Annotated in this window: 22 protein-coding genes; 9 read left to right on the top strand and 13 right to left on the bottom strand. The window is 73.6% G+C overall.

What is annotated here, in order from left to right; genetic code table 11:
- Nucleotides 1-103 precede the first annotated feature (103 nt).
- Nucleotides 104-823 (bottom strand): cytochrome c biogenesis CcdA family protein, encoded by a 720-nt coding sequence (locus tag MFF56_RS00165; protein ID WP_066918834.1) that lies wholly within the window; start codon nt 821-823, stop codon nt 104-106.
- Between the two features lie 125 nt (nt 824-948).
- Between MFF56_RS00165 and nhaA the strand changes: the two genes are divergently transcribed.
- Both nhaA and MFF56_RS00155 read left to right on the top strand, forming a co-directional pair.
- Nucleotides 949-2,136, top strand: a complete 1,188-nt coding sequence (gene nhaA / locus MFF56_RS00160) for a Na+/H+ antiporter NhaA (protein WP_066918832.1) — start codon at nt 949-951, stop codon at nt 2,134-2,136.
- A 10-nt stretch (nt 2,137-2,146) separates the two neighbouring features.
- Complete coding sequence (locus MFF56_RS00155; protein WP_066918830.1) at nt 2,147-3,904, top strand: carbamoyltransferase family protein; 1,758 nt, start codon at nt 2,147-2,149, stop codon at nt 3,902-3,904.
- Nucleotides 3,905-3,951: 47 nt separating this feature from the next.
- Here MFF56_RS00155 and MFF56_RS00150 read toward each other — a convergent pair whose 3' ends face one another.
- The 3 genes from MFF56_RS00150 to MFF56_RS00140 form a co-directional block, all read right to left on the bottom strand.
- Nucleotides 3,952-4,302 carry a hypothetical protein gene (locus MFF56_RS00150; RefSeq protein WP_238229292.1) on the bottom strand — a complete coding sequence of 117 codons (351 nt, stop codon included), beginning with the start codon at nt 4,300-4,302 and terminating at the stop codon, nt 3,952-3,954.
- Between the two features lie 142 nt (nt 4,303-4,444).
- The gene (locus MFF56_RS00145) at nt 4,445-5,125 is read right to left on the bottom strand and encodes a haloacid dehalogenase type II (protein WP_066922157.1); all 681 of its coding nucleotides are present in this window, start codon (nt 5,123-5,125) and stop codon (nt 4,445-4,447) included.
- A gap of 64 nt (nt 5,126-5,189) precedes the next feature.
- Nucleotides 5,190-6,443: a glutamate carboxypeptidase gene (locus MFF56_RS00140; protein WP_066922155.1), complete on the bottom strand. Its 1,254-nt coding sequence runs from the start codon at nt 6,441-6,443 to the stop codon at nt 5,190-5,192.
- A gap of 95 nt (nt 6,444-6,538) precedes the next feature.
- On the opposite strand from MFF56_RS00140, the gene MFF56_RS00135 reads away from it, so the two are divergent.
- Both MFF56_RS00135 and MFF56_RS00130 read left to right on the top strand, forming a co-directional pair.
- Nucleotides 6,539-7,303: a class I SAM-dependent methyltransferase gene (locus tag MFF56_RS00135; protein ID WP_066922153.1), complete on the top strand. Its 765-nt coding sequence runs from the start codon at nt 6,539-6,541 to the stop codon at nt 7,301-7,303.
- A gap of 113 nt (nt 7,304-7,416) precedes the next feature.
- A complete protein-coding gene (locus MFF56_RS00130) occupies nt 7,417-7,722 on the top strand; it encodes a hypothetical protein (RefSeq protein ID WP_066922150.1) in 306 nt (101 codons plus the stop codon).
- Between the two features lie 14 nt (nt 7,723-7,736).
- Here the strand turns inward: MFF56_RS00130 and MFF56_RS00125 are convergent, their stop codons facing one another.
- The 4 genes from MFF56_RS00125 to MFF56_RS00110 all read right to left on the bottom strand — a co-directional run bounded on the left by MFF56_RS00125 (nt 7,737) and on the right by MFF56_RS00110 (nt 11,161).
- Nucleotides 7,737-8,708, bottom strand: coding sequence for a DMT family transporter (locus MFF56_RS00125; RefSeq protein ID WP_066922148.1), 972 nt, complete (start codon nt 8,706-8,708; stop codon nt 7,737-7,739).
- A 7-nt stretch (nt 8,709-8,715) separates the two neighbouring features.
- Nucleotides 8,716-8,991 carry a translation initiation factor IF-1 gene (gene infA, locus MFF56_RS00120; RefSeq protein ID WP_066922146.1) on the bottom strand — a complete coding sequence of 92 codons (276 nt, stop codon included), beginning with the start codon at nt 8,989-8,991 and terminating at the stop codon, nt 8,716-8,718.
- Nucleotides 8,992-9,205: 214 nt separating this feature from the next.
- The gene (locus MFF56_RS00115) at nt 9,206-10,342 is read right to left on the bottom strand and encodes a branched-chain amino acid ABC transporter substrate-binding protein (protein WP_238229291.1); all 1,137 of its coding nucleotides are present in this window, start codon (nt 10,340-10,342) and stop codon (nt 9,206-9,208) included.
- 42 nt (nt 10,343-10,384) lie between these two features.
- Nucleotides 10,385-11,161, bottom strand: a complete 777-nt coding sequence (locus MFF56_RS00110) for an AraC family transcriptional regulator (RefSeq protein ID WP_373324007.1) — start codon at nt 11,159-11,161, stop codon at nt 10,385-10,387.
- A gap of 84 nt (nt 11,162-11,245) precedes the next feature.
- Between MFF56_RS00110 and MFF56_RS00105 the strand changes: the two genes are divergently transcribed.
- Nucleotides 11,246-12,220 (top strand): MBL fold metallo-hydrolase, encoded by a 975-nt coding sequence (locus tag MFF56_RS00105; RefSeq protein WP_066921989.1) that lies wholly within the window; start codon nt 11,246-11,248, stop codon nt 12,218-12,220.
- A gap of 12 nt (nt 12,221-12,232) precedes the next feature.
- Here MFF56_RS00105 and glcF read toward each other — a convergent pair whose 3' ends face one another.
- The 3 genes from glcF to MFF56_RS00090 form a co-directional block, all read right to left on the bottom strand.
- The gene (glcF, locus tag MFF56_RS00100) at nt 12,233-13,573 is read right to left on the bottom strand and encodes a glycolate oxidase subunit GlcF (protein WP_066921988.1); all 1,341 of its coding nucleotides are present in this window, start codon (nt 13,571-13,573) and stop codon (nt 12,233-12,235) included.
- A 43-nt stretch (nt 13,574-13,616) separates the two neighbouring features.
- Nucleotides 13,617-14,792 carry a glycolate oxidase subunit GlcE gene (glcE, locus tag MFF56_RS00095; RefSeq protein ID WP_238229290.1) on the bottom strand — a complete coding sequence of 392 codons (1,176 nt, stop codon included), beginning with the start codon at nt 14,790-14,792 and terminating at the stop codon, nt 13,617-13,619.
- 257 nt (nt 14,793-15,049) lie between these two features.
- Entirely contained in the window at nt 15,050-16,492 is a 1,443-nt protein-coding gene (locus MFF56_RS00090) for a lipopolysaccharide biosynthesis protein (protein WP_238229289.1), read from the bottom strand.
- 269 nt (nt 16,493-16,761) lie between these two features.
- On the opposite strand from MFF56_RS00090, the gene MFF56_RS00085 reads away from it, so the two are divergent.
- Nucleotides 16,762-16,998, top strand: a complete 237-nt coding sequence (locus tag MFF56_RS00085; protein ID WP_066927232.1) for a hypothetical protein — start codon at nt 16,762-16,764, stop codon at nt 16,996-16,998.
- A gap of 183 nt (nt 16,999-17,181) precedes the next feature.
- On the opposite strand, the gene MFF56_RS00080 is transcribed toward MFF56_RS00085, so the two are convergent.
- Entirely contained in the window at nt 17,182-17,652 is a 471-nt protein-coding gene (locus MFF56_RS00080) for a GNAT family N-acetyltransferase (RefSeq protein WP_238229288.1), read from the bottom strand.
- 813 nt (nt 17,653-18,465) lie between these two features.
- Here MFF56_RS00080 and MFF56_RS00075 point away from each other — a divergent pair.
- From MFF56_RS00075 to MFF56_RS00065, 3 genes are all read left to right on the top strand, one after another.
- Nucleotides 18,466-19,632, top strand: coding sequence for a type III PLP-dependent enzyme (locus MFF56_RS00075; protein ID WP_066924557.1), 1,167 nt, complete (start codon nt 18,466-18,468; stop codon nt 19,630-19,632).
- Nucleotides 19,633-19,782: 150 nt separating this feature from the next.
- Nucleotides 19,783-20,331 carry a GNAT family N-acetyltransferase gene (locus tag MFF56_RS00070; RefSeq protein ID WP_238229287.1) on the top strand — a complete coding sequence of 183 codons (549 nt, stop codon included), beginning with the start codon at nt 19,783-19,785 and terminating at the stop codon, nt 20,329-20,331.
- Between the two features lie 179 nt (nt 20,332-20,510).
- Nucleotides 20,511-21,023: a hypothetical protein gene (locus MFF56_RS00065; RefSeq protein WP_066922768.1), complete on the top strand. Its 513-nt coding sequence runs from the start codon at nt 20,511-20,513 to the stop codon at nt 21,021-21,023.
- 7 nt (nt 21,024-21,030) lie between these two features.
- On the opposite strand, the gene queE is transcribed toward MFF56_RS00065, so the two are convergent.
- The gene (gene queE / locus MFF56_RS00060; RefSeq protein ID WP_238229286.1) at nt 21,031-21,663 is read right to left on the bottom strand and encodes a 7-carboxy-7-deazaguanine synthase; all 633 of its coding nucleotides are present in this window, start codon (nt 21,661-21,663) and stop codon (nt 21,031-21,033) included.
- Nucleotides 21,664-21,817 lie beyond the last annotated feature (154 nt).

The following is a 21,817-nucleotide window of genomic DNA, read 5'->3' as shown; positions in this document are numbered from 1 at the left end:
TTAAGGATTCCGGTTGCGGTGACCGGAGCGCATCTGTCACGGGCCTTCGCGGGCGGCCACGCCGTGGCCGTTCACGTTCGCGGGAGCGCGCCGAAGCCTGGGCTCAGTACCGGACCGTCAGCGCGGTGAGCCAGTCGGGCGAGGCCGCGACCGCCCACGCCTCCGCCCGCTTGTCGAGCCCGCTCAGCACGAGGAGCCCCAGCACCGCCAGCAGGGCGCCGAGCGCGGCCTTCGCGCCCTGTCCGAAGGCCGCGAGCCCGCCGCGGCGGCGCGCCAGCGCCTCCCGTGAGAGGAGGCCGAGCAGCAGGAGGGGCGCGGCCGCGCCGAGCCCGAAGCCCAGCATGGTGAGCGCCACCGCGCCGAGATTCTCGCCCCGCGCCGCCAGCAGCGAGGCCGCTCCGAGGGTCGGCCCGACGCAGGGGCTCCAGGCCGCGCCCAGCAGCAGGCCGACGCCGAACTGGCCGCCCAAGCCCCGACCCGCGACCGCGCCGAGCCGCCGGCCGGCCCAGGCGCCCGCGGGCCCCAGCGCCGCGCTGAGCCGGGCCTGCAGCGGCGGCAGCATCAGCACGAGGCCGAGGCCGACGAGCAGGACCGCCCCGAGGCTGCGGAACACGTCGCCGTCGAGCCCGATCGCGAAGCCCACCGTGGCCACGAACAGCCCGATCCCCGTGAAGGCGAGCGCCAGCCCGGCCGCGAGCGCCAGCGGCCCCATCCGGTGCTCGGAGGCGGCGGCCGCCAGCACGATCGGCACCAGCGGCAGCACGCAGGGCGAGAGCGTCGAGAGCAGGCCGGCGAGGGTCGCGAGGCCGAGGGTCGTGAGCATGGGGGCTCCGGGTGCGGCCGGGCGCGGCCGCCGCAGGTCTTCGCTCGCGGCGCGGGCCGGGTTTCGGCGGCCCGAGGCGATCACGCGGGATTGAACTGCGCCGCCATTCGGGGCAACCGGGGGCCATGAGACAGGCCCGACCCCTCTCCGCGATCCGCACGGCGCTCACCAGCGAGGCGGGCGGCGGCCTCGTCCTGATGGCCGCGGCAGCCCTCGCCCTGGTGGTGGCGAACTCGGCCCTCGGGCCGGCCTACGAGCACGCCCTCCACGTCCATCTCGGACCGTTGAGCCTGCTGCACTGGATCAACGACGGCCTGATGGTGATCTTCTTCCTGCTCGTCGGGCTGGAGATCAAGCGCGAGGCCCTCGACGGGCGCCTGCGCACCTGGCCCGACCGGATCCTGCCGGGGCTCGCCGCGCTCGGCGGCATGGTTGTGCCGGCGCTGGTCTACCTCGCCTTCAACGCCGGTCAGCCCACCGCCCGCGGCTGGGCGATCCCGGCCGCCACCGACATCGCCTTCGCGCTCGGCGTGCTGGCGCTGTTGGGATCGCGCGCGCCGGTCTCGCTCAAGGTCTTCCTGAGCGCGGTCGCCATCGTGGACGACCTCGGCGCCGTCATCATCATCGCGCTGTTCTACACGGGGGGCCTCGACCTGCCGATGCTGGCGGGGGCGGGCCTGACCCTCGCGGCCCTCATCGCCCTGAACCGCCTCGGCGTGACGCGGCTCGCCCCCTATCTCGTCCTCGGCGCCGTGCTCTGGTTCCTCGTGCTGCGCTCGGGGGTGCATGCCACGGTTGCGGGCGTTCTCCTGGCGCTGACCGTCCCGATCCGCCCGAGCCCGGGGCGCCCCGAGGACCCGACCTCGCCGCTCCACCGCCTGGAGCACGCGCTGATGCCCTGGGTCACCTACGCGATCGTGCCGATCTTCGGCTTCGCCAACGCGGGCGTGAACCTCGGCGGGCTCGCCCCGGACGCCCTCCTGCACCCGGTGACCCTCGGCGTGGCGCTCGGCCTGTTCCTGGGCAAGCAGATCGGCGTCTTCGCGAGCGTCCGGCTCGCCGTCGCGGCGGGCCTCGCCCAGCGGCCGGCCGGCGCGAGCTGGGCGCAGGTCTACGGCGTCGCGATCCTCTGCGGCATCGGCTTCACCATGAGCCTGTTCATCGGCGGCCTCGCCTTCGCGGACGCCGCCCACGCCACCGAGACCAAGCTCGGCGTGCTCGCCGGCTCGCTCCTCTCCGGCCTCGTCGGCGCGGTCCTGCTCGGGCTGGCGCCGGCGCGGGCGCGCGTTGCGGCGCGGGCCGGGGCGGAATAACCGGAGGGCCATGCGCTACTATCTCGGCCTCGCCACCACCTTCCACGATCCCGCCGTGGCCCTCGTCGGGCCGGACGGGAGCGTGCTGTTCGCCGAGGGGACCGAGCGCGTCCTGCAGTACAAGCGCGCGCCGAACTGCGAGCCGGATCCCGCCGGCCGGATGATCGGCCTGCTCGAACGATACGTGCCCCGCGGCTCCGAGATCGTGGTGGCGTCGAGCTGGGGCGAGCAGTTCTCCGACTTCCTGCGCGGGCAGCAGGCGAGCGGTGCCTTCGACCTGATGGCGCTCGCCGCCCATCCGACGACGCTCAACCGCTCCTTCGTGCCCGAGCGGGCCGAGCGCATCTTCATCGCGGACCTCGCGCTGGCACAGGCCCGGGCGGGCTACGGCACCCTGCTCGCCCTCAACCAGGAGAGCCGCGGCACGGGCGCCGCGGCGCGGGCCGAGATCGTCGCGCAGGCGCGCTATCCCCATCACCTGGCGCATGCCGCCTACGCCCTCTGGGGCAGCCCGTTCCGCGACGCCACGGCCGTCGTCGTCGACGGCATGGGCGAGACCGGGGCGGCGGCGATCTACAGCCTGAGGGACGGCCGGATCGCCGAGGTGCGGCGCCAGCGCGGGCGCGGCTCGGTCGGCTTCCTGTATGGCCTCGTCACGGATCTGGCCGGCTTCGACCAAGTGAAGGGCGAGGAGTGGAAGATCATGGGGCTCGCCCCCTACGGCCGCCCCGACCCGGACCTGATGGACGAATTGCGCCGCCTCTACGCGGTCGAGAACGGGCGCCTGAAATTCGCCGACGACGCCACCGTGCAGGCGGTCGCGGCGGAGATCCGGGCCCGCCGTCCGGCCGATGTGGGGGAGGGGGGCTGGGCCGACCTCGCCCGCTCCGGCCAGGAGATCTTCTGCGAACTGATGGACGTGCTGGTGGCGGAGGCCTCCGCGCTCGCGCCGCACGACAACCTCGTCATCGCGGGCGGCTGCGGGTTGAACTCCTCCTACAACGGGCGCGTGCTCGGGCGCTCGGCCTTCCGCAACCTCCACGTCCCGTCCGCGCCGGGCGACGACGGCAACGCGGTGGGCGCGGCCTGGCTCGCCTTCGCGGCCGACCATCCGGACTGGACCGGCCCGGAGGCGCAGGCGCGCCCGCTCACGCCCTATCTGGGTTCCGGCGTCTCGACCGAGCCGATGGAGCGCTTGGCCGAGCAGGAGCCCCGTGCCCGCCGCCTCGGCCTGCCCGGCGTCACCCGGGAGGCGGCCCGCGTCCTGGCCGCGGGCGGGCTCGTCGGCTGGGTGCAGGGCCGGGCGGAGTTCGGCCCCCGCGCGCTCGGCAACCGCTCGATCCTGGCCGACCCGCGGCCGGCCGGCGCCAAGGACGCGCTGAACGCGAAGGTGAAGTACCGCGAGGCCTTCCGGCCCTTCGCGCCCTCGATCCTGGCCGAGGCCGGGCCGGACTGGTTCGAGGACTACGCCGACAGCCCCTACATGGAGCGCACGCTGGTCTGGCGCGAAGATGTGCGCGACCGGGTGCCGGCGGTGGTCCACGCCGACGGGACGGGCCGGCTCCAGAGCGTGACGGCGGAGCGCAACCCCGCCTATGCCGGGCTGATCGCGGCCTTCGCCGAGATCACCGGCGTGCCGATCCTGCTCAACACCAGCTTCAACGTGATGGGCAAGCCGATCCTCCACACGGCGGAGGACGCCATCCTGATGTTCTACACCACGGGTCTCGACGCCCTCGTGGTGGAGGACTGGATCGTGGTGAAGTGACGCGCGTGGTCTCCCTCCCCCGCGGAGGGGGAGGGGACGGCGTCGCGCTACTCGCAGACCTCGACGCGCTTGTACGTGAAGTCTTCCTCGTTGAGCCACACCTTGCGGCGCTCGTAGTGGCAGACGGGGCCGCGTGGGCGGCGGACGACGACCTCCTCGGGCTCCTCGACGACGACGCGGCGCGGGCGGTACTCCTCGACCGGCGGGGGCGGCGGGGGCTGGTTGGCGGCGCCGCCGAGCAGCGCCCCGGCGACGACGCCGCCGGCGACGCCGGCCGCGAGGCCGCCGTTGCGGCCGTCGCGGGCCTCGCCCGGCACTGCCGCGGCGATGAGGAGGGCCCCGACGAGCGCGGCGCGCGCCCCGTGACGGATCGGCCCGAAGGACAGGGTGGTGCGCACGCTCAAAACTCTCCCGCTGGTGCGGGACGAGTTCAGCGCCCGGATGTTTAAAAATCCGCCAACGGAACGTGCACAATCGTGTTGGGCGCGCGTCGGCAGGCGCGTCTTCCGCCTGCCGTGACGCGGATTGCCCGGGATCGGATCAACGCTCCGACAGGAGCCCACGGAGGTCCGCCAGCACCGCCGCCGGCTGCAGATCCGCGTACTCGTCGGGCAGACCCTTCCGGTTGATCCAGGCGCAGCGCAGCCCGAAGGCGGTCGCGCCCGCGATGTCCCAGCGGTTCGAGGAGCAGAACAGGACGCGCCTCTTCTCCGCCCCGGCCTGTTCCAGCGCCCGGGCGTAGGCGGCCGGCGCCGTCTTGAAGACCCCCGCGGCATCGACCGAGAGCACGGCGTCGAGATGGTCGCCCAAGCCGGCCGAGGCGACGGCGCGCGCCAGCATCGGGGCGTCGCCGTTCGAGAAGATCGCCGTCCGCAGGCCCCGAGCGCGCAGTCGCTCCAGCACGCTCGCCACCTCAGGATAGGCGTCGAGGTCGCGGTAGGCGTCGAGGAGCTTCTCACGCAAGGCCCGGTCCACCGCCGGGTGCAGGGCGAGCGCGTGGTCGAGGGCCGCCTCGGTGAGGTCCCAGAAGCTGCGGTAGCGCCCGGCCAGCCCGAGTACCCAGCTGTACTCGAGCTGCTTGTTCCGCCACACCTCGGAGAGATGGCCGGCGTCGGGCCCGACCGCCGCGGCGTGGCGCTGCACCGCCGCGTGCACGTCGAACAGGGTGCCGTAGGCGTCGAACAGCACCGCGTCCGTGTGGGCGAGAAGGTCTTGGGTCATGGCGGGGCTCCGCGTCCGGGCCCCGGGATGTGGGACGGCCCCGGCGCTCCGCCAGCCCGCCGCCTCAGCGGGCGTCCTTGCCGGAGAGCTGCATGACGAGGCGCGTGGCGAGGTAGAGGCGCGGCGTCAGGCTGTCGAGCACGGCGAACTCGTCGGGGCTGTGGTAGCGCCCACCGACCACGCCGAGGGATTCGAGCACCACGGGCTTCTCCGGGCTGCCGGGCTGGAAGGCGTAGGCCGCGTCCGTGCCGCCGCCGATCTCGACGAGCTTCAGGTCGCCGCCGACCTCGCGGTAGATCGCCTGCGCCGCCTCGCCCAGCTTGCGCGTCGCCGGATTCACGGGCAGCGGCGGGCGGCCCTTGGCCAGCTCGAACGTCACCTGCGTGTCGGGGACGCGATGCGTCTCGGTGATCTTGCGGGCCTGGGTCAGGACGCGATCGTACTCGGAGGCCTCGAAGTAGCGCATGTCGCCCTCGGCCTTGGCCTGGTCGGGGATGATGTTCGGCTTGGTGCCGCCCGAGACCACGGTCCAGTTCAGGCTTGTGCCCTTCGGCTTGTCGCCGAGATCCTGCAGCTGCAGGATCTGATGGGCGAGTTCGGTGACGGCGTTGCGGCCGGATTCCGGCGCGCCGCCCGCATGGGCCGAGCGGCCCTTCACGGTGAGGCTCGCGTAGTTGATGCCCTTCGTGGCGATCGTGGCGGCATCGACCGCCTCGTCCGCGAAGGTCGGCTCGAAGGAGAGCACCGCGTCCTGTCCGGCGGCGACCTCGCGGATCACGTCCCGCGAGCCGCGCGAGCCGCGCTCCTCGTCCGGGTTGAACACCACGGTGATCTCGCCGAACCCGGTGAACTTCATCTGCTGCAGGGTGGCCAGCGTGTGCAGGATCATGGCGATGCCGGCCTTGGCGTCGGCCACGCCCGGGCCGTAGGCGCGCCCGTCCCGCTCCGTGTAGGGGCGCTTTCCGGCCTCGCCCTCGCCGTAGACCGTGTCGTAGTGCACGAGCAGCATCAGCTTGGCCTGCCCCGATCCCTTGATCCGGCCGATCAGGGTGTTGCCGCCGAAGGCGGGCGCGGGCCGCGCCTCGACGGTCGCGCCGAGAGCCTCCAGGCGCGCGCGCAGGGTCGCCTCGACCGTGTTGAGGCCCGGCACCTGGCCTGTGCCGGTATCGACGTTGACGAGCCCCGCCAGCGTCTCGCGCAGCGGCTTGTCCTGCGCCTTCACGGCGGCGAGCACCGTCGGGTCGGGTTCCGCCGCCGCGAGGGGCGCTGCCGTCAGCGGCAGGAGCGCGAGCGCGGCGAGGGCGAGGCGTCGGGTCATGGGTCTTCCGGGTTGCCGATGATCCGCCCGTTTCAGGCCGGATCGGCTTGCCGCGTCAAGCGCGGTACGATCGGGATCCACGGGACGAGGCGACGATGGCAGGCGCATCCTTCAAGGACCACTTCTCGGCGGCCGCCACCGGCTACGCGACCCATCGCCCGACCTACCCGGCGGCCCTGGCGGAAGCGCTCGCGGCGCTGGCCCCGGGGCGCGGCCTCGCCCTCGATTGCGGCTGCGGCAACGGGCAGCTCGCCCGGCTGCTGGCCGGCTCCTTCGACCGGGTCGTGGCGACGGACGCGAGCGCCGCGCAGATCGCCGAGGCCCGGCCGCACCCGCGGATCGAGTTCCGGGTGGCGCCTGCCGAGGCGAGCGGGCTTCCGGCGGCCTGCGCCGACCTGATCACGGCCGCCCAGGCCGCCCACTGGTTCGATCTGCCGGCTTTCTACGCCGAGGCCCGGCGCGTCGCCCGGCCCGGCGCCGTGCTGGCGCTGATCGCCTACGGCGTGCTCCACCTCGATGGGGCGGCGGAGGAGGTGCTGCGACATTTCTACACGCGGGTGGTCGGCCCCTACTGGCCGGCGGAGCGCGCCCATGTCGAGGCGGGCTACCGCACCCTGCCGTTCCCCTTCGCCGAACTGCCCGACCGGGCGACCGTGGCCGACTTGGCGATCGAGGCCGAGTGGAGCCTCGCCGACCTCGTCGGCTACGCGGGCACGTGGTCGGCGCTGCGCGGGGCGGAGGCGGCCCTCGGCGCGAGTCCGCTCCCGGCCTTCGCGCGGGATCTGGCCGCTGCCTGGGGCGATCCGGCGGTGCGCAGGCGCGTGCGCTGGCCTCTCGCCCTGCGTCTGGCGCGGCTCTGAGCCGGACCGCGCCGACCGCCGCCGAAGAATTGCCCCAAAAGCAGGGCTGTTCTCGCGGAGAAGCCGGACGCCCGTCGAAGAATCAGTGCGGCCGGTCCAGAGGACAAGCCAAGATGGTTCGCAGTCTCGCAATCGCCCTCGTCGTCGGGGGTCTCGTCGCCGCGCCGGCCGCCCAGGCCCGCGACGGCATCGGTCCCGGCGGGGCCGCGGCTCTGGGCGTGCTCGGTGGTCTCGCGGTCGGCGGTGCGCTCGGCGCCGCGACGGCCGACCCCTACTACCCCGGCAAGCCGGTCTACCGCGCCCCGCGGCCGGTCTACGTCGAGGAGGAGGTGATCGGCCCGGTCTGCCACTTCGAGCGGCGGCGCTACATCGACGCCTACGGCGACGTCTACTTCCGCCGCGTGCGCGTCTGCGAGTAGGCCGACGCGGTCGGTCAGCCCCGGCCGCCGCGCGGCCGGGGCGTGACGATCTCCGCGGGCGGCAGCACCGGCGGCGCGGTCCGCGGGCGCAGCCGCTCCGCGCAGGCGATGCCGCCGAGCACCAGCGCGAGGGCCAGCGCGTCGGCGCCGTCGAAGGGCTCGGCGAGGATCAGCACCGCGAGCCCGGCACCGAAGATCGGCACGAGGTTGATGAAGAGGCCGGCCCGGTTCGGACCGATCAGCTCGACCGCCGTCAGGAAGCTGAGCTGCGAGGTGAGCGAGGGCCCGAGCGCCACGTAGGCGACGATCAGCCAGCCCGTCGGCGTCGGCTGGACGAGGCGGCCCGCGGCCCACTCGGCGGCGAGGGGCGGCAGGGACGTCACGAAGGCCGCCGCGGCCAGCGCCGCGAAGAAGGCGAGCCCCGACATCCCGGGGCGCCTCGCCAGCGAGACGGTATAGCCCGCGTAGAGCAGGCAGGCCGCCAGCATCAGCAGGTCGCCGCGGTTGAAGGCGAGGTTGCGCAAGGTGTCGAGGTCGCCGTGCGAGGCGGCCACCGCCACGCCCACCAGCGTCACCCCCACGCCGAGACCCTGGCCCCAGGAGACGGGCTGCCGGTAGGCGAGGAAGTTCAGCACGAGCACCAGGATCGGTATCGCCCCCTGCAGCAGGGCGATGTTGACCGCGCCCGTATGGGCGCCCGCAGCGTAGAACAGGCTGGAATAGAACGTGTAGCCGACCGCGCCCATCACGAGGATGCGCGGCCAGTATCGGCACAGGCTCTCGCGGTCGGCCAGGACGTGGCGCCGCGCGAGCACCGCGAGGATCACGGCGGGGAAGAACCAGCGTAGGGTGGTGAGGGCCTGGGGGGAGACCTGCCCCGGGGCCCAGCGGGCCGCCACCACGTTGCCGGCCCAGACCAGCATCGTGAACAGGAGAAGCAGATAGGCGCGGCCCGCCCGGGAGCCGGCCGCGGCTGGCGTGCTCAGCGCCGGCTCAGCGACGGCGGAACTGGCCGCCGCGCATGGGCGGGCGGGGGCCGGAGGAGCGCTCGTCCTTGTGGCGGAACACGAGGCGGCCCTTCTCGAGGTCGTAGGGCGACATCTCGACGGTCACGCGGTCGCCCGCCAGCGTCTTGATGCGGTTCTTCTTCATCTTGCCGGCGGTGTAGGCCACGATCTCGTGGCCCTGGTCGAGCTGGACCCGGTACCGCGCATCGGGCAGGATCTCGAGGACGAGACCGTCGAACTGCATCAACTCTTCTTTTGCCATTCACCTTCTCCAGTCGGACCGTCTGGAAACAGGCGTTCCGGCATGCATGCGTCTTCTGGCTCGATCGGTTGGAACGTCGCCGTTGCGGTTCCGATCCTCGGCAGGCCGGCCCGCAACGTCGGCAGACGCGCCCGGATGTAATCGCAGCCGCGTCCTGCGGCAAGGCATGCGGGCGCAAGCTACGCCTTCCTCGACAGGAATCGCGCCCGGCACCTCAGGGCTCGTTGCCCGCGTAGTCCACGCGCCCGTCCGGCGTCCGGCGCCAGACCCGCAGGACGACGGCGTCTCTGCCGGGATCGCCCCGCCCGTCGAAGGTGACCTCGCCGAGGCTCGTGCGGACCGGGCCGGCGCGCAGCGCCTCGGCGACCCGGCGCCCATCCGGGCTGCGGGCGCGGGCCAGCCCCTGGGCCAGCACCTCGACCGCCATGTAGGCCGAGCCCGCGACGAGCGTGGCCTCCGGCCCGCGCGGGGGCGCCTTGCCGCGCGGCTCCGGCGCCCGGCGGTCGGCCAGGACCGTCATCACCGTGCCCTCGGCGGCCGGACCCGCGGCGGCGAAGTCGCGGTCGAGGAGGCCGTCGCTGCCCACGAGGGTCGCGTCGAGCCCGGCCTCCCGCATCGCCCGGGCCAGCACCGCCGCCTCGGCGCCGAAGCCGCCGAAATATACCGCCCGCACGCCCGCGGCCTTCAGCCGCCCGACGAGGTCGCCCGCCTCGCGGCTGCCGCGGGGCAGGCTCTCGAACAGCGCCTCGGGCCTGCCGCGGGCGCGCAGGGTGCGCGACACCGCGTCGGCGAGACCGCGGCCGAAGGTCGAGCGGTCGTGCACGATCGCCACCGGACCCTCGCGCTCCGCGAGCCACGCACCCGCCGCCGCACCCTGCTGGGCGTCGCCGGGCGCGAGGCGGAACAGGTTCCACAGGCCCTGCGCGGTCAGCGCCGGGTAGCTCGCGCCGGGCGTCAGCAGCACGGCTCCGCCCGCCTCGTAGAGGGGCGCCACCGCGGCCACGACCGAGGATTCGAGCGGCCCGACCACCAGCCGCACGCCCTCGCCCAGGAACTTGCGGGCGACCACGGCGCCCTGGCGCTGGTCGCCCGCGTCGTCGGCGACCACGAGGACCAGCCGGCGCCCGCCCGTCCCGCCCGCCCGGTTGATCTCGGCCACCGCCTGCTCGGCTCCCAGGCGCAGGCCCTGCCCGAAGGCGGCGTCCGGCCCGGTGAGCGGCGCGGAGAGGCCGATCTTCACGGGCGCGGGCGCTTGAGCGGCCGCGGGCGACGGGGCGACCGCCGCCGCGAGGGAGAGCGCCGGAAGGACGAGCGCGAGGCGGTGCGCGACACGGAACGCGGTGGTGGACATCGATCCTCTCCGGACGCCGGCTCGCCGCATCACGTCGTCGCCTCAGCGTCTTAGGTCGAGCAGGCTGTTGGAGGCCGGGGCTCCGAAGGTCCGCCGGAAATCATGGGCGAAATGCGCTTGGTCGGCAAAGCCCGCCGCGTGCGCCGCCGCCGTGAAGTTCGCGCCCGCGACCACGGCCTCGATCGCCCGGCGCATCCGGGCCCAGGCCCGGTAGCGCCGGAAGGGCACGCCGACCTCCCGCGTGAACAGGTGTTGCAGGCGCGAATCCGAGAGGCCGACCGCGCGGGCGAGCTGCGCGGCCGACCGGCCCGGATCGGGGCGCAGGGTCAGGCTCGCGACGACGCGCAAGATGCGGGCATCGCGGGGCCTCGCGCCGCGCCGCCCGGAGAAGGCGGTGAGATCGCTGAGCGCGTCCCCGGCCCAGCGGGCGGCGTCCCGCGCTTCCCACAGGGCGCGCAGCGGAGCGACCTCCCCGGCCGTGCCCAGGAGGGCGCCGCCGGATTCCGTCGTTCCGCGGAGCAACGGGACGAGCGCCTCCGGGCCGGTCGCGCCGGGCTCGAGGTAGAGGACGCCCAGCGGCGCGCCGTCCACGTCGAGTTCGTGCAGGAGACCCGCCGGAACGAGGGCCGTCCGGCAACGGATCCAGTCCTGGCCCTGCACCCGGATGCGGAAGGGGCCGTAGAGCCCGGCGAGATAGACGGGCGCGCCGTGCTGGTGCGCCGCGTTGTAGCGCAGCGGCCCGGCGAAGAAGGTGTGGGCACCCGCCACATGCCAGAACGGGCCGAGTGCCGCCCCGGGGGGCGCAGCAGGTTCGTACAAGCGCACGCCTCCCGATTCCGCTCTCATCGCCCGGAGCGGTGCGGCCCGATCCTAGCCGGTCGCGCGGCGGGAGGATATCGGACGATGACGGACCTGACCCGGCGGCACCTCGCGGCGGCCGCGCCCCTCGCGCTTCTGGGCGCTTCGACCCGCGCCATCGCGGAGACGCCTCCGCTCGGGCTCGAATCTGCGGCGCACTACCGGTTCGCCCTCGGCGGCTTCACGGTGACGATGCTCCTCGACGCGGCCGGCCTGATCGACGGGCCCTGGCCGATCGTCGGGGAGGATCGCCCGCGCGCCGAGGTCGAAGAACTCATGCGCGAGAACCGCCTGCCGCCGAACCGCTTCCAGCCGGGCTTCACGCCCGTCCTCGTCGAGACGGGGCGAGAGCGCGTACTGTTCGACACCGGCAACGGCGCGGTCGGCTTCGTGCCGCGACCCGCGGGCGGGCGGCTCGCGGCACGGCTGCGCGCCGTCGGCATCGAGCCGGATGCGATCACCCACGTGGTCCTGACGCATTGCCACACCGACCATATCGGCGGCCTGATGGAGGCGGGGCAAGCCGCCTTCCCCCGAGCCTCCCTGGTCGTCGGCGGGGCGGAGTTCGACTTCTGGCGGGCGCCGGAGCGGCTCGGGGGCCCACCGGAGGACAATGCCTACCGCTCGGCGCAGGTCTTCCGCAGCCACCTCCTGCCGCACGTGGAGCGCGCCCGCCTCGTCGCGGACGGCGCCGAGATCGTGCCGGGCATCCGCGCTCTGGCGGCGCCGGGCCACACGCCCGGCCACCTCGCCTACCATGTCGAGAGCGGGGGCAAGCGCCTGCTGGTCTGGGGCGATTGCGCCCACCACGAGGTGGTCTCGCTCGCCCGGCCCGGCTGGCACGCCCTGTTCGACATGGACAAGGCCGAGGGCGCTCGGACGCGGGAGCGGATCTACGACATGGCCGCCCGCGAGGCGCTGCTGGTGGCGGGCTACCACACCAGCTTCCCCTCGCTCGGCTACGTGGTCCGCGCAGGGACGGGCTACCGCTGGATCCCGGTGAGCTACCAGCTGCTCTGAACGGCTTATCCGCTACTCCGCCGCGACCAGCGTCTCGCGCCGCACCCGCTCGAGCGCCGCGGGCTTCGGGCCGCCGGTCGCCCAGTCGAGCAGCTCGACCGTGTGGACGATCGGGATGTCGGTGCCCTTTCCGATCTGGGTGGCGCAGCCGATGTTGCCGGTGGCGATGAGGTCGGGGCGGGTGCGCTCGATGTTGGCGACCTTGCGGTCGCGCAGCTTGGCCGCGATCTCGGGCTGCAGGATGTTGTAGGTGCCCGCCGACCCGCAGCAGATGTGGCCCTCGGGCACGTCCTTCACGGTGAAGCCCGCCCGCTTCAGGAGCGCCTTCGGCTCGGTGCGGATGCCCTGGCCGTGCTGCATCGAGCAGGCCGAGTGGTAGGCCACCACGAGGTCGGTCTCGACCACCGGCTCCATCAGGCCCAAGGCCGCCACGTACTCGGTGACGTCCTTGGCGAGGCCCGAGATCCGGGCCGCCTTCTCGGCGTAGGCCGGGTCGTCCCGGAACATGAAGCCGTAATCCTTGATCGTGGTGCCGCAGCCGGACGCCGTGACCAGGATCGCGTCGAGGCCGCCGCGCTCGATCTCGGCGGTCCAGGCGTCGATCGTCTGCTTCGCCTGGGCGTGCGAGGCGTGGTCCTTGCCCATGTGGTGGGTCAACGCCCCGCAGCAGCCCTCGGTGGCGTGCACCACCTCGACGCCGTGGCGGTTGAGCAGGCGGATCGCCGCCTCGTTGAAGTCCGGGCGCAGCACGCTCTGGGCGCAGCCGCGCAGCATCGCCACCCGGCGACGGGGCGCGCCCGTGCTCGGGGCCGGGAAGCTGCCGACGCGGTTGGTCGGGTTGGCGCGCGGCAGCGCGGCGGGGGCGAGGTCGAGCATCGCGGCGAGCCGGTTGCCGACGCGGGGCAGGCGCGCCACGAGGCCGCGGAAGGGCTGGCCGAGCCGGGCCGCGGTCAGCGCCAGCCGGAATCGTCCCCGGTGCGGCAGCACGAAGGCCAGCAGCGCCCGCATCAGGCGGTCGTCGCTCGGGCGCCGGTAGGTCTTCTCGATATGCGAGCGGGCATGATCGACGAGGTGCATGTAGTGCACCCCCGATGGGCAGGTCGTCATGCAGGAGAGGCAGGAGAGGCAGCGGTCGACGTGCTTGACCACCTCGGCCGAGGCCGCCTTGCCGCCCTCCAGCATGTCCTTGATCAGGTAGATCCGCCCGCGCGGGGAATCGAGCTCGTCGCCCAGGAGCAGGTAGGTCGGGCAGGTCGCGGTGCAGAAGCCGCAATGCACGCAGGTGCGCAGGATCTTTTCCGAGGCCGCCATCGCCGGGTCGGCCAGCTGGGCGGGATTGAAACTGGTTTGCACGGTCCTGTTCCTCAGCCTCGCCCGTCAGGGGCGGCCAAATCCTTCAGACGCCCGGATACATCCGGCCCGGGTTGAACATTCCGGCCGGGTCGTGGGCGGCCTTGATCCCCTGTGTCACGCGCATCAGGGGCTCGGCGAGCGGCTCGAACACCGGCACGGCGGCGCGCACCGCGTCGGGCGCCCGCACCAGCGTGGCGTGACCGCCCTGCGCCTGGACCGCCGCGCGGATCGCGGCGGCGCCGGCATCGCCCTCGACGGAGGTCTCCAGCCAGACGAGCCCGCCGCCCCAGTCGTAGTACCAGCGGGCCGGCAGCGTCCGGGCGATCTGGGCGGTGAGCGCCGGCCCGCGGGTGGGCGCGGTGGAGAGGCGCCAGACGGCCGCGCCCGTGCCCGCGAAGGGGGCGACGTCGCGGATCCGGGCCCAGAGGTCGGCGGCCTCCACCACCTCCGGCGCGCCGAAGCGCTTCAGGAGGCGGCGCAATTCGCCGAGCCGGTAATCGATCGCGTCCGAGAAGCCTTCGAGGCGCATCAGCGTGCGGGCCTGCCCGCCCTCGATCCCGGCCGGCAGGTGGGCGGCGCCGGTCAGCTCGAAGGGCGAGCCGAGGGCTGCGGCCAGCGCCTCGACCGCGCGGGCGTCGTCGAGGCCGGGGAAGACCAGCGTCGCGACGCGCTCGGGGACCGGCAGTACCTTGAAGGTGACCTCGGTGAGGAGGCCGAGCGTGCCGTAGGAGCCCGCCATCAGCTTCACGAGGTCGAGGCCGGTGACGTTCTTCATCACCCGCCCGCCGGACTTGATCGCCTCGCCGCGCCCGTTGACGAAGCGCACGCCGATCAGGCTGTCGCGCGCCGCGCCCGCGTTGATGCGGCGGGGCCCGGAATTGTTGATCGCCGCCACCGCCCCGAAGCTCGGCTTGCCGGTCGAGCCCAGCAGCGCCCGGTGGTCCATCGGCTCGAAGGGCAGCATCTGGTTGCGGGCGGCCAGCAGCGCCTGCACCTCGGCGAGCGGCGTGCCGGCGCGGGCCGCCACCACCATCTCGGCGGGCTCGTAGAGCGTGATGCCGGACAACCCCCGGGCCGAGAGCGTGGCCTCGTCCTGGGGCGGGCGGCCGAGGCGCGCCTTGGTGTCGCCGCCGACGAGCCGCAGCCGCGCGCCGCGCGCGGCGGCCTCGCGCACCATGCCGGTCGCCTCGTCCTCGTCGCGAGGCTCGTATGAACCCATCGTTTCCTGCCCTGACGCGCCGGCCTCGGGCCGGCTTTCTTGAAGCGTTCTTAGGACAGGATCATGCGGGAGCATACCGGCGATTCAAGCACTGGCTGTGTCGCGGAGGAGGAAGGGGTTTCATACGGGACTCGGTTGAACCGTTCGGTTCTGCGAACCCGCTCACGATGAGGCGCGGGTCCCCTCTCCTGTAGGGAGAGGGGGCGCGGCGCGATCCATGCTCCACGGCCGAACCATTCAACCGGAAACGAACGGTCTCACTCCGCCGGCACCGCCGGGGCGCGGCGCAGCGCCCCCTCCACCATCCGCCGCAGGCCGGCGATGTCGAAGATCCAGACGAGGCCGCCGTAGAGCGCGATGCCGATCGGCAGCTGGAGCGCCAGTGCCCGGGCCGGTTCGAGGTGGCGCAAGGGCGCCAGCGCCGCCCCCATGGCGAGGCTCGCGGCCGCGGCGCCCGCCAGCGTCCCCCAGGGCAGGCGCAGCCGGTCGGGGCCGGTGAGCGCCCGCCAGCCGAGCCAGGCGCAGCCGGTACAGAGGCCCGCCGTCTGGGCGAGCGGCACGCCGGCCGGCCCGGCGAGACCCGGCAGGACGAGGAGGCCGACCCCGTTGACGGCGAGCCCGGCGCCGGCCGCTGCGATCACGGGAAGCGTCCGGCGGCGGATCTGGAAGACCGGGTTGAGGGCGTAGAACATGATCGCGAGGCAGAACAGGCCCGGCAGCAGCAGGCCGGCGTAGAAGCCGAAGGGCCCCCGATAGGCCTCCGGCACGACGAGGCCCTGGATCGCCGGCAGCACGGCCCAGAATCCGACCGCGCAGGGCATGAGCAGGGCGACCACGACGGCGGCGTTGCGCGCCACCTGCGCCTCCGCCGCCGCCCGCCCGTGCTGCTCCTCGGCCCGCACCGCGAACTGGAACAGCAGGAGGTCGAGCGCGGTGCCGAGCGTCGTGATGCTGCGGCCGGCCACGTCCGCGGCGAGCGCGAAGTAGCCGGCCTCCGCGAAGCCGCCATGGGCCGCGATCACGCCGCGGTTGAGGAAGGGCAGGAGCTGGTAGACCGCGGTCGCGGCGATCAGGGGCAGGCCGTAGGCCAGGAACTGCCGCCAGGTCGTGCGGATCCGCGCCCCGACCGGGCTCGATGCCGGATCGCGCAGGGGCCCGTAGAGCATCAGCACCGAGAGGATCGGGCCGATGCCCGCCGCCGCCAGCACCCAGGCGGGGTGGACGAGGAGCCATGCGGCCCCCGCCATCCCGACGAAGGCCAGCACGTTCTTGGCCGCCATCAGGCCGAGGTAGAGACGCCCGTCGAAGCGGGCGCGGGCGAGCGCGGCGTGGTAGTCGAACACCCCGTTGCCGACGGCGGCCACCATCGTGCCGGCGAGCATCGCGGCCCGTCCGTCCGGCCCCTCGCGGTAGCCCACCGCCAGCGCGACCGCCGCCGCCGCCATCAGGGCGAGGCCGATCAGCCCGTAGGCCCGGTCGAGGCTGTGCCGGATCCAGGGCGCGTCGAGCCGCACCCGGTCCGAGTAGAACCGCGTCGCCGACAGGCGCAGCCATTCCAGCAGCAGGGTGTTCAGAACGATGGCGCCGGCCGTGGCCAGCGCGAAGCGCCCGAAATCGGCCGGCCCGAGCAGCATCGCCAGCAGCAGCCCGAGCCCGAAGCTCAGGCCGGCGTTCAGGACGAAGGCGACGATCACGGCCATCGGGCAGCCCTGCTCGGCTCCCGGACCGCCCGGGGACGGGACTGATGCCCTGCTAGCGCGCGAGCCGCCAAGGATTCCCTAATCGTCAAAGCTTCCCCGACCGCTCCCGTCCCGGCTCCCGCTGTCCCGGTCACGATCCCACCGATCACGCGGCCCCACCGGCTCGTCGTCCATCCCTCCGCATCCCCGGGTTGCGGGGCTGCGGCCTCCGGAACCGCAAGGCGAGGCTTACCGTTCCTGGGCATTCGGATTCTCACGGAGCACGACCCATGCGCCTTCTCGTCCCCGCCGCCCTCGTCCTGGCGGGCCTTCTCCCGCAGGCCGCCAGCGCCGAGACCACGGTGATCCGTCGCGACGCCCCCGACACGGTCGTGGTCGACAGGCCCGCCGTCGAGCGCAAGACCGTCGAGACCCGCGAGACCAGCGACGGCTGCGCCTCGAAGACCGTCACCAAGACGAACGAGTACGGCGACCGTAAGACGGTGACCAAGGAGAGCTGCGACTGAGACAGAGCCGGATCGTCGCGAGGGGAAGCCATTCTCCTCGTGCGTCGCACGGTCCCTGGACCGAGCGCCCTTCCGCTCCACGCAAAGCCCTCCCCCGCAGAGGGGGAGGGAGAGCGGCGCGGACGCATCGGTCCCACTCGAAACAGGTGCCGGAGAAAGAATGATCCGCGCCTCTGCCGCGTCCTACGCCTCCCCCAGCGCCTTCTCGTAGCGCCAGGCCTCCATCCCGTCCTCGTAGTAGTCCGGCCGTACCGCGAAGCGCGCGTAGTCCCGCCGCTCGTAGAGCCGGATGCCGGCGCCGTTGTCGGCCCGGACCTCCAGGCGCAGGCGGTCGCAGCCGTGGGCGCGAGCCTCGGCCTCCGCGGCGTCGAGGAGCCGACCGCCGATGCCCAGCCCCCCGCGCGAGGGCGCGACCGCGATCGAGGAGAGCCGCGCGATCCGGCTGGAGCGCCGCCGCTCCAGAACCGCGGCCCCGACCAGAATTTCCTCTCCATCCTCGACGGCGAGCGCCGCAATGACGCTCATGGTGGCCGAGTCGATCGCGTGGCGGATCGCCCTGCGCTCGGCCCGGTCGGTCGCGAAGGCGGCGTGCTCGAGCGCCACGAGGGCGTCGAGGTCGGCGCGCCGCGCGGGGCGCAGGACGATGTGCGGCACGGCGGTCTCCGCGGGCGCGGGCGGGTGCGACGCCGTGCGTGCGCGGACTGCGCTCACCGGGGGGATTCCGGGGTAGGGCGGGCGGGCGGCATCGTCGGGCGGACCATGGTGGCGCTCAAGCTCCGGGTGCGTGCCCGTCCCGGCCGGACCGCTTGGCCGATCCGGGACGTCGTCCCTGACGGAACGACATGCCCGCACGGCGCCTGTTTGGGAAGCCCGCGCGACGGTGCCGCGGCGTTTCTGCAACAGGCGGGTTCGTCGGTGGATTCCACCCGGAAAACACAGCCTTGCGCCTTGTGGCGGAGTGCCGTCGGCCGTATATCGCGCTTGCCCAATTTCGCACGTGCCTGTGGCCGCGTGTCGGTTGGTGGGCATCCGGTCAACTGCCGGACAGCCGCCAGGGGTCTTAAAGGATCGATGGTCGCAAGGGTGGATCCCTACGGCCGGCATCCGGGTGGCGACACCAGACCCCGACAACAACCGACAGCCGGAGGCGAAACCGGCGAACCCCGCTCTCCACGGGGGACGCAGCTTAAAGCAACGACGAACGGGCTTTTTTGGTCTCGTCGGCCCTCCAAAGGCCGGCACCGAAGAGGCTTGTTTATCCTTGCCCGGCGTGCGGTTGGGGTTTCCCCCTACCAATCCACGGCAGCTTCCGGGTGCTTCCCGCGCCCGCGTTCATCCGCGCGTCTCCAACGCGTGCGGGTGCCGCGACGCATCGCCCCCTGACGCCGACGGCCCCACACGGCCGTCACGATCGACATCATGCGCCCGCACAGGCCGGGCGCAGCCGATATCTGCTGGGGAACGCTCATGACCGACCGTATCCGCGACTTCCTGCGCGTGCGCCGCGACCTCGGCCAGGACGAGGGCCCGGTGATGGTGCTCGACCTCGACGTGGTGCGCGACAACTACACGGCGTTCGCCCGTGCGCTGCCCGACACCCGGGTGTTCTACGCCGTGAAGGCGAACCCGGCCCCGGAAGTGCTGCGCCTGCTCGCCGAGATGGGCTCCTGCTTCGACACGGCCTCCGTCGCCGAGATCGAGATGGCGCTGGCCGCCGGCGCCTCGCCCGACCGCATCTCCTTCGGCAACACCATCAAGAAGGAGCGCGACGTCGTCCGCGCGCTGAAGCTCGGCATCCGCCTGTTCGCGATCGACTGCGAGGTCGAGGCCGACAAGATCGCGCGCGCGGCGCAGGCCGCCGCCGTCGAGACGGCCGAGATCCAGGTCTTCTGCCGCATCCTCTGCGACGGCGCGGGCGCCGACTGGCCGCTCTCGCGCAAGTTCGGCTGCGTGCCCGAGATGGCGGTCGACGTGCTGGAGCACGCCCACCGCCAGGGCCTCCACGCCTACGGCGTGTCGTTCCACGTCGGCTCGCAGCAGGCCAACACCGAGGCCTGGGACGGGGCGCTGGCCTCGGCCTCGGCGATCTTCCAGGACTGCGCCACCCGGGGCATCGGCCTGTCGATGGTCAACCTCGGCGGCGGCTTCCCGACCAAGTACCTCAAGGCGGTTCCGGGCGTGGAGAGCTACGGCGACGCGATCTTCCGCGCGCTCACCAAGCATTTCGGCAACCGGATCCCCGAGACGATCATCGAGCCGGGCCGCGGCATGGTCGGCAACGCCGGCCTGATCGAGGCGGAGGTGGTGCTGGTCTCGAAGAAGTCGCAGGCCGAGGACGAGGTGCGCTGGGTCTATCTCGACATCGGCAAGTTCGGTGGCCTCGCCGAGACGATGGACGAGTCGATCCGCTACGCGATCCGCACGGAGCACGACGCCGACCGCATGAGCCCCTGCGTCATCGCCGGGCCGACCTGCGACTCGGTCGACGTTCTCTACGAGAAGCAGCACTACCCGCTGCCGGTCTCCCTCTCGATCGGCGACAAGGTGCTGATCGAGGGCGCGGGCGCCTACACCACGACCTACGCGGCGGTGGCCTTCAACGGCTTCCCGCCCCTGCGCCAGATCGTGATCTGACCCGGCGCTCGGAGCGCGGAACGTGCTCCGCGCTCAGGGGGTCTCGAACCCCACGCTGCAAAGCCTTGCAGATCCCCGTCCGGCCGCGCTCCGCGGTCCGGGCGGCCTCGTGTCCACGCCCCCTTCATCGATCCCCGGGGATGATCGGTCATGATCGAGATCCGCACCGAGCACGCCGCCGACGTCGCGCCGCGCGAGCGCCTGCTCGACGCCTGCTTCGGCCCGAACCGCTTCGCCAAGACCTCCGAGCGCCTGCGCGAAGGACGTCTCCCCGCGCGCGGCCTCGCCTTCACGGCGACGCGCGCCGGCCGGCTCGTCGGCACCGTGCGCCTGTGGAACGTCGATGCGGGCGGCTGCCCCGCGCTGCTGCTTGGCCCGCTGGCCGTCGATCCGGCGATCCAGCGCCAGGGGCTCGGCAGCGTGCTGATGCAGGCGGCGCTCGGCCGGGCGGAGGCGCTCGGCCACGGCGCGGTGCTGCTCGTCGGCGACGCGCCCTACTACGCCCGCTTCGGCTTCGACGGGGCGGTGGCGGCTGATCTCGCCATGCCGGGCCCGTTCGAGCGCCCGCGCTTCCTCGGGCTGGAGCTGCGCCCCGATGCCCTTGCCGGTGCCCAGGGCATCCTGCGGGCGACCGGCGCGCTCGCGCCGGTTCCGGTCGTCGATACCTACGCCGCGGTGGCGCGACGACGCGCCGCCTGACCGGGCCGTCCCCGCGGGGCGGCCTCGATGATCATCCTTCGGTCCTGATCCCGGTGTGAGCGAGCGCACGCCCAGGGACAAGGCATGGAACGGCGCTTCCCGTGGGGCTTTGCGTTAGCATCGTCGGGCGGCCCGTGGTCGCCCGGAGAGCCACGCGAAGCCTTCAGGGAGGATCGCCCATGTCCGTCTCCAGCCGCCGGGAAGCACGCCTGCTCACCGCCGACGAGGCCGAGCTCGTCGGCCAGACCCACCATCCGCGCATCCAGTCCATCGGGGACGGGGATCTCCTCGACCTGCTGCGGCGCCTGCGCGAGCGGCGCGACCGGGCCCGCGGCATCGCCCAGCGCCAGCGCCGCGAGATCCGGGGCCGGGCCGCCCCGTCCGGAACGCGGCCCGCGAGCGACGACGCGGGCAGCCGCGAGAAGGCGGCGCTGCTCGCCGCCGCGGTGAAGCGCGCCAACAAGGAGCACGAGCGGCGGCGCGTGCAGGCCACGCGCGGCGGCCTCGTGGCGAATGCCCGGCGGGCGCTCGCGATGAAGCGGGCGGCCGGTGACCCGGCCGCGGGCCGGCCCACCTCCCGGACGGCCAACGAGGGCATGCATCCGATCCCCAACGCGGCCGAGGCGCCCTCGGGCGCTGTGCGCCAGGAGGGCCAGGAGATCGCCATGCGCCGGGGCGGCGGGCCGCGCTGAGCGCGCCTCAGGGAATGTCGAGGATCTTGTGCGTCTGGAGCGACAGGCGCCAGCGGGCGTCGCGGCGGCAGTATTCCACCGCCGCGCGGGTGTTCTCGGCCTGGGCCGGGCCGTCCATCGGCTGCAGGAAGCGGTGGCGGAAGGGCAGGTCGGCGAGCGCGGCCGGATCGATCCCGGCCTGGGGGAAGACGAGCTTCAACTCGTGGCCGCCGCGCTGGACCAGCGGGTTCGCCCCCTTCGGGCTGACGCAGATCCAGTCGATGCCCTCGGGGGCCTGAAGCGTGCCGTTGGTCTCGACCGCGATCTCGAAGCCGCGGGCGTGGACCGCGTCGATCAGCGGGGCGTCGAGCTGCAGCAGCGGCTCGCCGCCGGTGAAGACCACGTAGCGCGCGTGCGCGCCGCCCTCCCAGGTCCGGCCGATGGCCTCGGCCAGCGAATCGGCTTCGGCGAAGCGCCCGCCGCCCGGCCCGTCCATGCCGACGAAGTCCGTGTCGCAGAAGCGGCAGGCGGCGCTCGCGCGGTCCTCCTCCCGGCCCGACCAGAGGTTGCAGCCGGCGAACCGGCAGAACACGGCCGCGCGGCCGGCCTGCGCGCCCTCGCCCTGCAGGGTGTGGAAGAGTTCCTTGACCGCGTACGCCATCGTCCCGCCGTGAGGCCCCGCCGCGACCTTTGCGCGGTGCACAAGCCAGCCAGATAGGCGACCCGGGCTGGATCCGCCATCGCGGGGGCGCCATGCTCTCGCCACGGTAGCCGCGTTGAAGGCTTCCGGGGTGCAGATCCGTTCGACCGGGCTC

It is taken from the genome of Methylobacterium hispanicum, from assembly GCF_022179285.1.
GTDB lineage: Bacteria > Pseudomonadota > Alphaproteobacteria > Rhizobiales > Beijerinckiaceae > Methylobacterium > Methylobacterium hispanicum.
Note: the sequence above shows the minus strand (reverse complement) of the source record. Positions and strands in the feature narration are given on the sequence as shown.